At 46.3% G+C, this 14,746-nt stretch carries 13 protein-coding genes; 7 read left to right on the top strand and 6 right to left on the bottom strand.

Annotated features, from left to right (window positions below; genetic code table 11):
• Nucleotides 1-32: 32 nt before the first annotated feature.
• The 5 genes from QUA43_RS11815 to QUA43_RS11835 all read left to right on the top strand — a co-directional run bounded on the left by QUA43_RS11815 (nucleotide 33) and on the right by QUA43_RS11835 (nucleotide 4,894).
• The gene (locus QUA43_RS11815) at nucleotides 33-3,197 is read left to right on the top strand and encodes a leucine-rich repeat domain-containing protein (protein WP_333374035.1); all 3,165 of its coding nucleotides are present in this window, start codon (nucleotides 33-35) and stop codon (nucleotides 3,195-3,197) included.
• 65 nt (nucleotides 3,198-3,262) lie between these two features.
• The gene (locus QUA43_RS11820) at nucleotides 3,263-3,775 is read left to right on the top strand and encodes a dihydrofolate reductase family protein (RefSeq protein WP_333374037.1); all 513 of its coding nucleotides are present in this window, start codon (nucleotides 3,263-3,265) and stop codon (nucleotides 3,773-3,775) included.
• 64 nt (nucleotides 3,776-3,839) lie between these two features.
• The gene (locus QUA43_RS11825; RefSeq protein WP_333323900.1) at nucleotides 3,840-4,256 is read left to right on the top strand and encodes a XisH family protein; all 417 of its coding nucleotides are present in this window, start codon (nucleotides 3,840-3,842) and stop codon (nucleotides 4,254-4,256) included.
• Nucleotides 4,244-4,579 carry a XisI protein gene (locus QUA43_RS11830; RefSeq protein ID WP_333323902.1) on the top strand — a complete coding sequence of 112 codons (336 nt, stop codon included), beginning with the start codon at nucleotides 4,244-4,246 and terminating at the stop codon, nucleotides 4,577-4,579. The genes QUA43_RS11825 and QUA43_RS11830 overlap by 13 nt, the downstream gene beginning before the upstream one ends.
• 18 nt (nucleotides 4,580-4,597) lie before the next feature.
• The gene (locus tag QUA43_RS11835; protein ID WP_333374038.1) at nucleotides 4,598-4,894 is read left to right on the top strand and encodes a hypothetical protein; all 297 of its coding nucleotides are present in this window, start codon (nucleotides 4,598-4,600) and stop codon (nucleotides 4,892-4,894) included.
• 83 nt (nucleotides 4,895-4,977) lie between these two features.
• Here QUA43_RS11835 and ileS read toward each other — a convergent pair whose 3' ends face one another.
• From ileS to QUA43_RS11865, 6 genes are all read right to left on the bottom strand, one after another.
• Nucleotides 4,978-8,565: an isoleucine--tRNA ligase gene (gene ileS, locus QUA43_RS11840; protein WP_333374040.1), complete on the bottom strand. Its 3,588-nt coding sequence runs from the start codon at nucleotides 8,563-8,565 to the stop codon at nucleotides 4,978-4,980.
• Nucleotides 8,566-8,828: 263 nt separating this feature from the next.
• Nucleotides 8,829-9,392, bottom strand: coding sequence for a Uma2 family endonuclease (locus tag QUA43_RS11845; protein ID WP_333374042.1), 564 nt, complete (start codon nucleotides 9,390-9,392; stop codon nucleotides 8,829-8,831).
• Nucleotides 9,393-10,103: 711 nt separating this feature from the next.
• Nucleotides 10,104-10,514, bottom strand: coding sequence for an Npun_F0494 family protein (locus tag QUA43_RS11850; RefSeq protein ID WP_190732852.1), 411 nt, complete (start codon nucleotides 10,512-10,514; stop codon nucleotides 10,104-10,106).
• A 233-nt stretch (nucleotides 10,515-10,747) separates the two neighbouring features.
• Nucleotides 10,748-11,017 (bottom strand): DUF5615 family PIN-like protein, encoded by a 270-nt coding sequence (locus tag QUA43_RS11855; protein ID WP_333374044.1) that lies wholly within the window; start codon nucleotides 11,015-11,017, stop codon nucleotides 10,748-10,750.
• The gene (locus QUA43_RS11860) at nucleotides 11,010-11,327 is read right to left on the bottom strand and encodes a DUF433 domain-containing protein (protein ID WP_333374046.1); all 318 of its coding nucleotides are present in this window, start codon (nucleotides 11,325-11,327) and stop codon (nucleotides 11,010-11,012) included. The genes QUA43_RS11855 and QUA43_RS11860 overlap by 8 nt, the downstream gene beginning before the upstream one ends.
• Before the next feature lie 383 nt (nucleotides 11,328-11,710).
• Complete coding sequence (locus QUA43_RS11865) at nucleotides 11,711-11,977, bottom strand: type II toxin-antitoxin system HicB family antitoxin (protein ID WP_333374047.1); 267 nt, start codon at nucleotides 11,975-11,977, stop codon at nucleotides 11,711-11,713.
• A gap of 156 nt (nucleotides 11,978-12,133) precedes the next feature.
• On the opposite strand from QUA43_RS11865, the gene QUA43_RS11870 reads away from it, so the two are divergent.
• Together QUA43_RS11870 and QUA43_RS11875 are read left to right on the top strand one after the other, a co-directional pair.
• Entirely contained in the window at nucleotides 12,134-13,624 is a 1,491-nt protein-coding gene (locus tag QUA43_RS11870) for a catalase (RefSeq protein WP_333374048.1), read from the top strand.
• 382 nt (nucleotides 13,625-14,006) lie between these two features.
• Nucleotides 14,007-14,447 (top strand): peroxiredoxin, encoded by a 441-nt coding sequence (locus tag QUA43_RS11875; RefSeq protein ID WP_333374049.1) that lies wholly within the window; start codon nucleotides 14,007-14,009, stop codon nucleotides 14,445-14,447.
• Nucleotides 14,448-14,746 lie beyond the last annotated feature (299 nt).

Raw genomic sequence — 14,746 nt, forward strand, 5'->3', positions numbered from 1 at the left:
AATAAAATGAATCCTACCGAGAGACAAAGGGCATGACGCGAGAGGAAGCAGTGCGGCGAATTGACCAAGCAGCCGAGGAAAAATTGACGGAACTCGATTTGTCGGGGCTGGACTTGGAGGAATTGCCGCCGGAGATTGGCAAGTGTACCCAGCTTGAGACGTTGGTGTTGGGGAAGGTGGATCATGAGAAAGAACAATTGCTTGGGAATAAGTTAACTGAGTTTCCTGATGTTGTTCTGCAATTAACTAACTTAAAAATACTTGACCTCAGTAGGAATCAGATTACGGTCATCCCAGAGGCGATCGGGCAATTGTCGAATCTGACAAAGCTTAATCTCAGTGACAATCAGATTACTTCCATCCCAGAGGTGATCGGGCAACTGTGTAATCTGACAAAGCTTAATCTCAGTGACAATCAGATTACTTCCATCCCAGAGGTGATCGGGCAACTGTCTAATCTGACAAAGCTTAATCTCAGTGACAATCAGATCGCACAAATTCCAGATGCGTTAGCAAAGCTTTACGAAGCGCTTGTCCAACTGCCAAATCTGACAAGGCTTGACCTCAGTAGCAATCAGATTACACAAATCCCAGATGCACTCTGTCAACTCTCCAAACTGACAGAACTTAACCTCCATAGGAATCAGATTACCCAAATCCCAGAGGCGATCGCTCAATTATCCAATCTGACATATCTTCAACTCAATTTCAATCAGATTACCTCCATCCCCGAAGTGATCGCTCAATTATCCAATCTGAGAGGGCTTTTCCTCGGTGATAATCAGATTAGTCCAATCCCAGATGCGATTGGGCAACTGTCCAATCTGACAACGCTTGCCCTGTTTGGAAATCATATTAGCCAAATCCCAGATGCGATTGGGCAACTGTCCAATCTAACAGAGCTTTTCCTCAGTAATAATCAAATTACCCAAATTCCTGATTGGATAGTTAAACTGCCCAATATAAGACGCCTTTACCTTTGGAACAATCAGATTACTCAAATTCCAGAGGCGATCGCCCAACTGTCCAATCTGAAACAACTTGACCTCAAAAACAATCAGATTGAAAAGATTCCCGAATGCTTAGAAACACTAGCAAAACTTGAAAAACTCGACCTCCGCAGCAATCCCCTGCCCATTTCTCCAGAAGTTCTAGGGCCTGCCAACCTGAGAGAAGAACCCGGTACTCCCGCCGCCATTTTCAACTACCTCCGCCAACTCCGCAGCGGCGAAGTCCTCCCCCTCAACGAAGCCAAAGTCCTCCTCGTCGGGCAAGGAAGTGTCGGCAAAACCTCCCTGATCAACCGCCTCACCCACAACCAATACAACCCCAACGAACCCCAAACCGACGGATTAAACATCACAGACTGGAAAATTACAGTCAACACCAAACCAGTCAAACTCAACGTCTGGGACTTCGGCGGACAAGAAATCTACCACGCCACCCACCAATTTTTCCTTACCAAACGCAGCCTTTACCTCCTCGTGTGCAACTGCCGCACCAGCGAAGACGAAAACCGCCTCGAATACTGGCTGAAACTGATCGAAAGCTTCGGCGACGCCTCCCCCGTCATCCTCGTCGGCAACAAATGCGACGAACAACCCCTGGATCTCAACCGCAAAGCCTTGCGCGACAAATATCCCAACATCAAAGCCATTATCGAAACCTCCTGCGAAAGGGGAACCGGCATCGACGAACTCCGCAGCGCCATCCACACGGAAATCTCCGAACTCAAAGAAGTCTACGATCTTTTGCCCCTAAGCTGGTTCCAAGTCAAGCAGCGCCTGGAAAACCTCGACAAAGACATCATCAGCATCAGCGAATACGCCACCATCTGCGCCAAAGAAAACATCTTTGAAGAAACCGACCAAACCCAACTGATCGGACTGCTGCACAACCTGGGCATTGTCCTCAACTTCCGCGAACACCCCATCCTGCAATCCACCAACATCCTCAATCCCCACTGGGTGACAGAAGGCATCTATGCCCTCCTCAGCGACGACGCACTCAAAGTCAAAACCAAAGGTATTCTCTCCTACGCCGACCTCAGCCGCATCCTGGACTCAAATAAATATCCCAGCCAGCGTTACCACTGCCTCACCGGGTTGATGGAGGAATTTGAACTCTGCTTCCCCGTCAGCAATTGCCCGCCGACTTTCCTCATCCCCGGCATTTTGCCCAAAGAGGAACCGCAAAACACCAAACTCCAAGGCGAAACCCTGGAATTTCAATATCACTACCGCATCCTCCCCGACAGCATCCTCTCGCGGTTCATCGTCCTCATGCACGAGAAAATCCACAACTGCACCCACTGGCGGACGGGGGTTATGCTGGAGTACCGCGAAGGCGCTGAGGTGTACAACATCGCCCGGATCAAATCTGACCCGGAAGATGAGAAAATCTTTATTGCCGTTAGCGGGCGGGAATCGACGCGGCGTTCTTTCCTCAGTATGATTCGCGATACGTTTACCAAAATCCACAATTCTTTTGCCAATCTGGAAATCAGTCAATGGGTGCCGGTTCCCGGTTATCCCGATGCCGATCCGCTGGATTATGATGAATTGCTAGGGCTGGAGGATATGGGCGAGAATACAGTGCGTGTCGGCAAACTTAAACTCAAACTCGATTTGCGGCAGTTGCTGGATGGCTATGAGTCGATCGAACGTCGGCGCAGAAACCAAATGGGCGATGAAAAATACGGAAGAGAATATGACGACCTTGTAGATATCGCTAAACTAGCTGTTAGTAGACCAATTATTAATAAAGCCGAAGCAAAAATGACTCAAAATTCTTCTGAAACCAACAACTTTCAAGGTGCTTTTCAAGGTGCTAACTTTTCCGGCAATATCGGCGGTTCGTCGAACAGCGCCGAAGTTGGCGGCAATCAATCAGTGCAAAATAATAACGCCAATACTACGGAACTTTTGAAACTGATTTCATCGATGCGTGACACCGCCGATCAGTTTCCCGAAGACATCCGCGATGAGATAATTATTGATATTGAAGATGTCGAAGCCGAAATCAAAAAACCGGAAAGCCAATGGAATAAAACCAGATTAAAGAAAAGCTTAACAGCTATTGTAGCGGCGGGTACTGCGATCGCAATTCCGATCGCAGGCATGACTGATTTTGCTAATACGGCGATCGATGTCGGTCAAAAGCTGGGTATCGAACTCAAGCTACCGTCACGACACTAAATCATTTAAAATTAAGGTAATTGGGGGATCATCGCCCCAATCATTCCAAAAACCTGGGTTGTGCCATGCGTAAAATTGTACTATTCATTGCATCTAGTTTGGACGGTTATATCGCGCGATCGAATGGCGATATTGACTGGCTGTTTACAGACCAAAATTACGGTTATAGTAAATTCTTAGATAGCATCGATACGGTTCTCATGGGTCGAAAGACTTACGAACAAGTTCTAACTTTTGGCGAGTACCCGTACCAGGAAAAAAAGAGTTATGTTTTTACGAAAAATCTAGATTTTCAAGCCACTTCGGATGTCGAAGTGGTAACAGATTTAGAGAGTTTTGTCAATGATTTGCGCTTGCTTGACGGCAAGAATATTTGGTTGGTGGGAGGTGCTCTGCTGATTCGCGATTTCCTGAATCAAAACTTTGTCAACGAAGTGATTCTCTCGGTTCATCCGCTTATTTTAGGCGAGGGAATTCCTTTATTTGTTAATCCCATAAATACTACAGCTTTGCAGTTAACTGGATGTCAGACATACAGTTCTGGTATGGTTCAGCTATCTTATGATGTCGCGACTTGAGGGCGCTCGCAGCAGCTTGCGCGCTTTCGCTATAAGATAGATATAGAAGCTGTATGAGGGAGAAATGGCTGCTAGAGATTTATTTCACGATGCTGTAAAAAAAGCGCTTCAGAAGGAGGAGTGGGAAATCACCGCAGATCCGCTGATCGTCAAAATTCAGGGTGTTAAGTTTGAGATTGATTTAGCCGCAGAGAAGATTTTGGCGGCGGAAAAATTAGGGCAAAAAATTGCTGTTGAAATTAAAAGCTTCCTCAAGAACTCTGCAATTACTGACTTTCATCTCGCCTTGGGTCAATTTTTGAATTATCGGCTTGCCTTACAAATCAAAGAACCGGACAGAACACTGTATCTAGCAGTACCCTTTGATACTTTTGACTCGTTTTTTCAAGAGCCATTTATACAAGAAGCGGTCAATGTGTATCAACTTAAACTCGTCGTTTACGATCCGCAAAAGGAGGTAATTGTGGAATGGAAAGAGTAGAACATTACCGCCAGTGTATCCGCAAATTGCTCACTCAACAAGCAACGATAGAAAAGCCTAATTCAGACGTTGAATGCCAACTTGTTTTTGATGGGGAACATGACCACTATCAGTTACTAGATGTTGGCTGGGAGGGGCTAAAGCGGATATACAACTGTTTCATTCATTTGGATATTAAGGATAGCAAAATTTGGATTCAGCGCAATATGACCGAAGTGGATCTTGCACGGGAATTTGTAGAGATGGGAGTGTCTGAGGAGGATATTGTGTTGGGGTTACATCCACCTTACAAGCGTCCGCATACTGGATTCGGAGTAGCGTAAAGGAAAATGCGATCGCAGATGATGAAATGTGTTTGCTACTTTTTGCTATTAATATCTTTTTTCTCGGTGGCGCTTCCTGCTGAGGCATCTGTATGCCGCAATTATCAAGGGCGCGAGATTTGTATTGTAGATATCAAACGCAGTGCAAAAAATTATTGGGAATACAGGGTAATTCTGAGTGTTGATGGAGTGAAACAGCCTCTAGAAGTCTACAATTGCCGCGATCGCACTACAGTTAAGAAAGATGGAACTGTTTTGGCGTTTGGACAAAACAACCCTGGTGAAATCGTCTGCCGTTTTTTTAATCAGAAATAAGCAAATGAAGTTATTGTAAGGTGCGCTTCGGGGTGAATGTGGCAACCACAAACTCAAGAATTTTTCCCGAAGCGCAGCCTACGTTAGAATTTGCCGTCTACTGCTGAAACGCAGCGTTCGCAAATTAGCGGATGTTCGATCGACTCTCCGACGTGAGTCGAGTAATTCCAGCAACGATCGCACTTTTCCCCGTCTGCTTTCACTACACCAATCGCCAACTCAGGAGACTGATAACTGTACGGCAATTCCTGCAGAATTGCATTCGATTCTACCAGTTCCACTTCCGAAGTAATGAACAAATACCGCAGTTCGTCTACACCGTTGCCGGTCATTGTAGAATCGTGCCCTGCAGCTATTTCAGCAGGAATTTCTGGTTTGGGTTCGATCGCAACTAATTCTGCTTGCGGGATTTGGGGTGTTTCTACAAACACTTTTTCGGCTGGGGCTGTTTGTGCGATCGCCTCTGTTTCTACAAGCACAAGCGCTGTATCTAATGCCGGTGCGAGGACGATCGCCTTTGTTTCTGCAAGTACAAGCGCTGTACTCCGGCCCACCACATCTGCTGTCAGGAAATCAATTTGTTCTGCCAGTTGTTGACGGTTGGCGGCAAACAGCAAGTGACGGAAAGCAAACCAGATTGTAAATAAGATGCCGATGACTTCAAAGAGGCCTCCCAACATCGGAATCTGATTCATCGTATCCAAAATCGCCAGCGTTACTCTGCCCGTTACTAACACAGAGGCTAACAGCCCAAGTGTTACCAAAACTTGTTGGTATTCTGTAAAAAAGTTGCCCGCGTATTCAGGCAAATTAGCTACAAACTCGGCGGCTTGATCTAAGATTGGCTGCGAATCTGAAGCCGACAGTTCAGGGACAGAATACTCTACTATCTGAGAAGGTTGATCGCCCTTTTCTATCGTTGCCTCCTCTACATAAATTGTCTTTTCTGTCAAGAGTTTGGCAACTTTTGCCGCTTGTTCTTCCTGTTTATCTTGTGCTGCTTTTGCTTTCTCCTCTGCTGCTAACTCGATGACGGAATTTTGCGATCGCACATAATCCACCAATTCTTCGCTGCTGGGATTCAAAGCTTCCAATTGCTGTCTTTTTTCGACATCGGGAACGTACAATAAAACCTTAGCTTCCAAAGAAGAACCGATCGCCTTTTCAATCCTGGCTTGTTCCAAAACCTTGTTAACTTCGCCGCGCACTTGTCGCAAATACTGCCAGCGAGTAGCCAATTCTGGATTGTGCCATGAAGCATCAATTTGCACCCAGCCGGCTTCAAACACCGACTTGTACGGAGTCGGATAGGGAAGGTACTGCCAAATATCCTCAGCCATGTGACACAAAACAGGTGCGATCGCCCTTGCTAAATTCTCCACAGCAATGGCAATCACCGTCTGACAACTGCGGCGGCGACGGGTATCTGTCGCGCTGATGTAAAGTCGGTCTTTGGCAATATCCAAGTAAAAATTCGATAGATCTACCGTGCAGAAATTCTGCACAGTTTGGAAAAATCGGGAAAATTGGAAGCTGTCAAAAGCATCTTGGACTTCCGCAAAAACTTCGCCCATTCTATGCAGCATATAGCGGTCGAGTTCCGGCAATTCCTCGTAAGCAACGGCATCTTTTGCCGGATCGAAGTCATGCAAATTGCCCAGCAAAAACTTAGCTGTATTGCGAATCTTGCGGTAAACATCCGACTGCTGTTTGAGAATGTTTTTGCCCAAAGGCACATCGGCTGAATAGTCTACCGAAGACACCCACAACCGCAAAACATCGGCTCCATATTCCTTAATTACGACTGCCGGATCGACGACATTGCCTTCAGATTTGCTCTGCTTCCGGCCTTTTTCATCCAGCACAAAACCGTGAGTCAAAACTGTTTTGTAAGGAGCAACGCCGTTAGTTGCTACACTGGTCAGCAAGCTGGATTGAAACCAGCCGCGGTGTTGGTCTGAACCTTCCAAATAGATATCAGCAGGATAGTTTAATTCCGATCGCCCTTGGGCAACTGCGGCCCAGGAAGAACCCGAGTCAAACCACACATCCATCGTGTCGGTTCCCTTGCGGTAAGTGCGGCCGTTATTGCGGTAAGATTCGGGGAGTAATTCGGCGATCGACAATTCCCACCAAGCATCGGAACCCTTCTCGGCAAAGATGGCTTGCACATGGGCGATCGTTTCTTCATTTAACAGCGGTTCGTTGGTTTCTTCATCGTAAAATACGGGAATCGGAACGCCCCAAGTCCGCTGGCGAGAAATACACCAATCGGATCGATCGCCCACCATTGCAGTAATCCGATTTTCCCCTTGGGCGGGAATCCAATTCACACCGGCGATCGCTTTTAAGGCTTCATCTCGGAACCCTTCAACGGAGGCAAACCACTGTTCCGTCGCCCGAAAAATAGTCGGCTTTTTCGTGCGCCAATCGTAAGGATAAGAGTGAGCGTAACTTTCCTCTTTAATCAAACAATTTGCTTCGGCAAGGGCATCAATCACCGCGCTATTGCCGTTTCCGAGGACATTTAAACCTGCGAACTGTCCTGCTTCTGCGGTGAAATTTCCGTTTTCATCTACGGGTGTTAAAACTGGCAAACCGCAGCGTTTTCCTACTATAAAGTCTTCTTGTCCGTGTCCCGGTGCGGTGTGCACTAATCCCGTCCCGGAATCAGCGGTAATGTAGTCGCCGCCGGCAACGATCGGACTTTCGCGATCGAACAGCGGGTGTTTGTAGATGCAACCTTCTAATTCTTTGCCTTTGAAGGTGGCAAGTATTTTTAATTCAGTGTTAAAAGTTGCCGACAGCCGATCGACCGCATCGACAGCTACTAACATAAATTGTTGCGCGATGTGGGAATTTGCCGGCGGTTCCACCACCGCATAAGTCAGTTCGGGATTGACTGCGATCGCCAAGTTTGCCGGAATTGTCCAGGGGGTAGTCGTCCAAATCGCCGCCCAGAGGCTCGGCATATAGCGTTTGAGCTTCGACTGCAAAGATTTTGACAATTTTTTCACATGGAAGCCCACGTAGATGCTGCGCGACGTGTGGCCTTCGGGATATTCCAGTTCGGCTTCGGCGAGGGCTGTTTTCGAGCTCGGACTCCAGTGAACAGGTTTAAAGCCGCGGTAGATGTAGCCTTTGAGCACCATTTGACCGAAAACGCCGATTTGAGCGGCTTCGTATTCGGGTTTCATGGTTAAATACGGGTGTTCCCAGTCGCCCCAAACGCCGTAGCGCTGGAAGGATTCGCGCTGCTGTTCCATTGTTTGCTGCGCGAAGGCGGAGGCTTTGCGGCGGAGTTCGATCGGGGTAAGATTTAGCCGATCGTCCGATTTCATGTTCTGCAATACTTTAAGTTCGATCGGCAATCCGTGACAATCCCAACCGGGAACGTAGCGGACTTTTTTGCCGCGCAGCATTTGGTAGCGGTTGATAAAGTCTTTAAGGATTTTGTTGAGGGCGTGGCCGATGTGGAGTTGTCCGTTGGCGTAGGGGGGCCCGTCGTGGAGGATGAACAAATCGCCTGGGTTATTTTCCGAAAGGCGATCGTAGATTTCTTGATCTGCCCAAAATTGTTGCAATTCTGGTTCCCGTTTGACGGCGTTGGCGCGCATATCAAACTTGGTTTTGGGCAGGTTTACTGTGTCTTTGTAAGATTTAGCTTCCATTTTTGACAAACTTTTTATGTAGTTAGTTGTTAGTAGTTAGCGGTTATTTGAGAGATGATATCAAGTCCGGTTAAATAATCATAATTAAGTTTCTACTGAGAACTTTTGTTTTCTCTCGTCCTTGAAGTGCTGACAACCAGAAATTATAGTATAGGCGATCGACCGCACATTTGATCGAACCAAATCCGTAGAGAGCTCTCTCTTCTCTTCCTCTGCGCCCTCTGCGCCCTCTGCGGTTAAATCATTCATAAATCGAGGTGGCGCTACTCAGTCAGCCAACTGAACATTTGACCAACAGTCAGATTGAAGGATTGGGCAAAGGTTGGAACAGGGATGCGATCGCCCGCTTCTTCAAAAACTGCTATGGTGCGATCGGCAAAATAGACAAATACCAGTTCTTCTTCCGGGTCAATCAACCAGCCCATCTCGGTTCCGTGGCCGAGACTGTAGAGAATGTTGCGGACGACTTTAGTTTGACTTTGGTCGGGGGAAAGAATTTCGATTGTCCAGTCGGGGGCGATGGCGAAAGAGTTGGCTACTTCGCCGTTTTCATCGCGGAGAATGCGTTCCCAGGTAAAGACTGCAAGATCGGGTACTGTCGATCGACCGCCAAAGGTACAGCGCAATTCTGGATAAGCGCGGGCGATGCGTTGCGGTTTGAGTACCCGGTTGATGTCCGCACCCAAATCGCTTTGAATTGTGCTGTGTTTTCCTTGGGGCATAGGTTTCTGGATAATTTGACCGTCGATGAATTCGCTGGCGGGTTTGGTTTCCGACAGTTGGAGAAATTCATCGAGAGTCAAAGATTTGGCCGGGGTTTGAACCATTGTGTTTATTCAGTTTAAGTTGAATTTGTATTAGTTAAGCGATGGTGCATTTAATTTATACTCACATCTTGCACTATTTTTAAGAACAGGCTTTCCGGCCTGTTCCACAAAAAAGCATAAATTTGCTTGTGGGATTCTCCGCGAAAGAAAACACACCCCAGTCCTTCTAAGAAACTCAAGTGCGATCGCGGTTGAACTCGTTTGACGGCGAGTCCGACAGGGATTTCAATCCCTGTCTCATAGCGCAAGTCCTCTGCAAGAGGACTGAGGAGGTTGATTAACGTGCATTGCGAAACTCAACATCGAGTTAAATTGAGACTTGCAGTCGGTTTTATGCGAAACTCAACATCGAATTGAATTGACACTTGCAGTCGGTTTTAACCGACTTTTGCTATGAGACAGGGAATTCATTCCCTGTCGGATCTTCAAAAACTGCTATGGTGCGATCGCGGTCTAACTCGTTTGACGGCGAGTCCGACAGGGATTGAAATCCCTGTCTCATAGCGCAAGTCCTCTGCAAGAGGACTGAGGAGGTTGATTAAGGTGAAATGCGACACTCAACCTCAATTTGAATTGAGACTTGCAGTCGGTTTTATGCGAAACTCAACATCAAGTTAAATTGAGACTTGCAGTCGGTTTTAACCGACTTTCGCTATGAGACAGGGAATTCATTCCCTGTCGGACTGTCGGACTAGGGCAAGTGAAAACCCCTCATAGAAATACTCCCAACCCGCGGCTAACGGCATTTCCCATACGATCGCACAATGACGCGGCCGGCACTCCCTGTCCTTCCTGTTCCCATTTTTCCACGAGTTGGCGGCCCAGGGGCGTGAGGCGAAAACTGTCGGTAATCCCTTGTCCGTCTACTTCCCGCCGCAAAACGCCGACTTGGATCAGCCACAGCAGGGAGTTTTCAGCTACGAGTTCGGATACGGGCGATCGCGTGTAGCCGCTTTCGACACCGGAATTTGAGGCGATCGCAGTTAGGAAAACACTGTTATCGCGGATGGTCTGGAAGAAGTGTAATTGAAAAGGGGAACAGCGAACGGCGCGATCGGCTCTTTTGACAGTGCGATCGGGATAACTAATAGATTTAAACGCTTCGGATGGAATAAAAGTCATTGAGAGAACTTTTGAGTAGCTACTACTTTTATCATCACCTATTTATAGTCAAGAGAGTAGATTTCTCACAAATTTACCTAAATTATGATAGAGGCTTAACAGAGTCCCAACTGGCGTATGATTAATACTCAGGCTGCAAGTGCTGATCGTCGCTGGGCGAGCGCCTATTTTTACAAATACTCCAAATGATTGTTCATTTCTTCAGCATTCACTACCTCCCAAATTAATACTAATCATTGCAAAATTTCCCCTATCGATTTACTGGTTTGCGGACAGTAAACAATACCCGCGTGAGACAAACCTGCATGATGCAGTCTTAAAAAATCCGTATCTTGGGTAAAAATTACTCGCTCTTGAGACAGGGAAAATGCTAATTGTTGTTCATCAGATTGCCCGATCATTCCTTCTTCTGGAGTTGTAGTGATATCAATTCCACGTCTTCGCAATCCATTTCCTATGGCAAGAGTTATATTTTCGTCTAGATGAAATTTTATCTTAGCCATGTTGACGATTTTTTAATTTTTGTTGCAATAGCGATGGGGTTTGAGCTTGCAATTGGCTGGCAAATTCTGCATCTGCTTCGATTGCCGAGCGAATTTCATCTCGACGATCGTGATAATAGGCTAAAGCTGCATAGATGTCAGATAAAGTAATACTCGGATAGTGATATAGAATTTCGTCTGGTGACATTCCCATCTGTTCGTGCCAAACAACTATATCCTGAACTCGGATGCGATGTCCGGCGATACGGGGTTTTCCGCCACAGATTCCTGGGGTGATTTCGATATGTTCTTTAATGACGGCGATCGACATGGTAGGGAATTAATATAGGATGTGTCTTCTATTTTAGGACAGGTTAGACGAGTTTGGCTGTAAAAACCATTTTAGGCGATCGCTTTTCTGAGTTGCAAAGATGACTACTCCAAATTTTGAAACAGCCAACCAGGCAGCATATTAATGCGGACTTAACTAATCATCCCTTCAATTTCTGGATCGGTAAACCCAAATTGTCTGAAAATCCGCAACACATAAGCTGGTGACATTTCCCAGCACCCATATCAATTGTAACAATCCTTTTTCTGCCTTCAATTTCACGCACATACAAACGATGATATTTTTTCCCCTCTCGGTAAAACTGACATCCGTTTTGTTCTTAAATATTAATTAATGCTTTAGGTTTTAAAGATGGAAGGTTTTTAGGTATAAACTTTCCTAAGTTCATAAATGTCTGAAGCTGCTGCATCTTCTAAAGTCAGAAACTCGTGTAATTCATTAATAGAAATAGGACTGAGATAAACATCAGACTCGGATTCATATACTTCGGAAAATGACTCTATAGCTTGTTTTAGTTTATCAATAGATTGTTCGGGAGTATTGCCTTGTCCCACCAATCCATTTTCTAAACACAAAGAAACCCAATAGTCAGCACTTTTTCTGATAATTACAGTGTATAAATCAATCATATTTTATTGAAAAATTAGTTTGAATTGACTCAGCAAATTTTAAAAACACACTAATAATTTAACACAAAATCACCCATCTGAGAATTACCTCCGCAGATAGACCTCTTTCCCAGCAAGCTATAGAATACTTAGGATAGAGCAATCAATCTACCCACTATGACAGAAGACAAAACATTGACAACCGCTAGCGGAATTCCGGTTGCAGATAACCAGAATTCCTTGACTGCGGGTGAACGCGGGCCTATCCTCATGCAGGATTTTCACCTGATGGAAAAACTGGCTCACTTCAACCGGGAACGCATTCCCGAGCGCGTTGTCCATGCCAAAGGAGCCGCTGCATTTGGCACGTTCACCGTCACCCATGACATTACTCGCTACACCAAAGCTCAGCTATTCTCAGAAGTTGGCAAAGAAACTCAGGTTCTCCTCCGTTTCTCTACAGTAGGCGGCGAACAAGGTTCAGCGGATGCCGAACGGGACCCCAGAGGTTTTTCGATGAAGTTCTACACCGAAGAAGGAAACTGGGATTTAGTAGGCAACAACACGCCTGTTTTCTTCATCCGCGATCCGCTCAAATTCCCTGATTTGATCCACACGCAAAAGCGCCATCCCCAAACGCATCTCAAAGATGCTGACGCGAAGTGGGATTTCTGGTCCCTGAGTCCAGAAGCTTTGCATCAGATAACTATTCTGTTTTCCGATCGCGGTACGCCGAAAAACCACCGCCACATGGACGGTTTTGGCAGCCATACGTTCAGCCTCATCAATGCTCAAGGAGAACGGGTTTGGTGCAAATTCCACTTCAAAACCATGCAAGGTATTGACAATTTCACCGCCGAAGAAGCGACGCAGATCAAAGGCGAAGACCCCGATCATGCGACTCGCGACTTGTTTGAGGCGATCGACCAAGGTAATTATCCCAAGTGGCGGTTTTGCATTCAAGTAATGACCGAGGCCCAAGCCGCAGAGTATCGCGAAAACCCCTTTGACTTGACAAAAGTGTGGAAGCACTCAGAGTTTCCGTTAATTGACGTGGGAATTCTTGAACTCAATCGCAATCCACAAAACTTTTTTGCGGAGGTAGAACAGGCGGCATTTTCTCCTTCTAATGTCGTTCCAGGTATTAGCTTCTCTCCCGACAAAGTGCTGCAATCTCGCATCATGTCTTATGCAGATGCTCAACGCTACCGTCTCGGTGCAAACTATCAGCAATTGCCCGTCAATCAACCAAAGTGTCCGGTGATGCACTATCAACGGGATGGCGCAATGGCACCGGGTAACAACGGTGGTAGCGGGCCCAACTACGAACCCAACAGCCACGAGGACGCGCCGAAGCAAAACTCGGTCTATGCTGACCCAGCTTGGGACTTAGGAAATGTCAAAGTCGATCGCTACGATCACCGTAAGGGCAATGACGATTACACCCAAGCAGGAGACCTCTATCGCTTGATGAAACCCGACGCACAGCAGCGGCTTGTCGCTAACATTGTGGAAAGTTTGAGTGCAGCAAAACCGGAGATTCAGATGCGCCAATTGTGCCATTTCTTCCGCGCCGATCCGAATTACGGCCGCCAAGTTGCAGAAGGTTTAGGAATTGCGATCGATCCGTCTATGATGCCCGCTGCTGGTCAACCGGTTGGTGTGTAGAACCCGCGAACATTCAATTAGACATCTGCTTTTTAGCAGATGTCTATTCTCACATCTTGCAGTATTCTCGCTGAACAGGCAAGATGCCTGTTCCACAAGAAAATCTACTCTTTGTGGAACAGGCATCTTGCCTGTTCAAAAAAGGATTATTGACAAAGGTGCAAGATCTCAGTATTGAAACTATGCGTGTAACAGGCACTCTTAGCCCGCGTCTGAGGTGCAAGTTAAATGCAGTAAAGCTTAACGTCATGGAGTTGGGGGCGATTAAGAGCGGGATAGCTTCGCTTCACGCGATTTTTAGCAATTGTCTCTTGAAAAGGCACAGAACCAAGTAAAATAACTTGAGGAACTGCAATAAAAACCAAACAAGAGAAATCAAACTATGACATTACCAATTGGCTGTGCCGCTCCTCAATTTACCGCCAAAGACACCAACGGCAACACCGTCTCTCTCTCCGAATTCGCCGGTAAAACCGTAATCTTGTATTTCTACCCCAAAGATGACACCCCAGGCTGCACCAGACAAGCCCAAAGCTTCAAAGCAGCCCATGAAGAATACAAAGGCAAAGATATAGTAGTTCTCGGTGTCAGCCGAGACAACGAGGAATCGCACCAAAAGTTCACAGAAAAATATGGTTTGCCTTTCCAGCTATTAGCAGATGTTGATGGCACGATTACCAAGGCTTATGATGTCGAGAAAGGCGATTATGCCAAGCGCGTCACCTTCGTCATCGATGGTACCGGCAAAATTATTCAGGTTTATGAAGGAGAAAATCTGAAAGTTGACTCTCACGCTCAAGATATTCTCGTCACCATAGTTTAGTCGAAGTTTAGCCGATCGCACTAACACTCCTGCACGCACCAAACGGCTAAAAACCCGGTTCCTTCCTAGATGCCTCGTTGTTATAGGCAATATTCTCCTAGGAACCGGGTTTTTTTCGTAATTCCTGATCGAAAGCATCCAGGATACAAGCCGCCGGATTCATCCGTGGGGTCAATGCTTCAATTCTTTAATCTAAAATCTAAAATCTAAAATCTAAAATCTAAAATCGATTGACTCAGCAAATGAGGGGTCAAGGGTACAGGGGGAAGCAACCTACTCGAACTAAATTCCTTCTCTCA

Source organism: Microcoleus sp. N9_B4 (assembly GCF_036701635.1).
Classification (GTDB): Bacteria; Cyanobacteriota; Cyanobacteriia; order Cyanobacteriales; family Microcoleaceae; genus Microcoleus.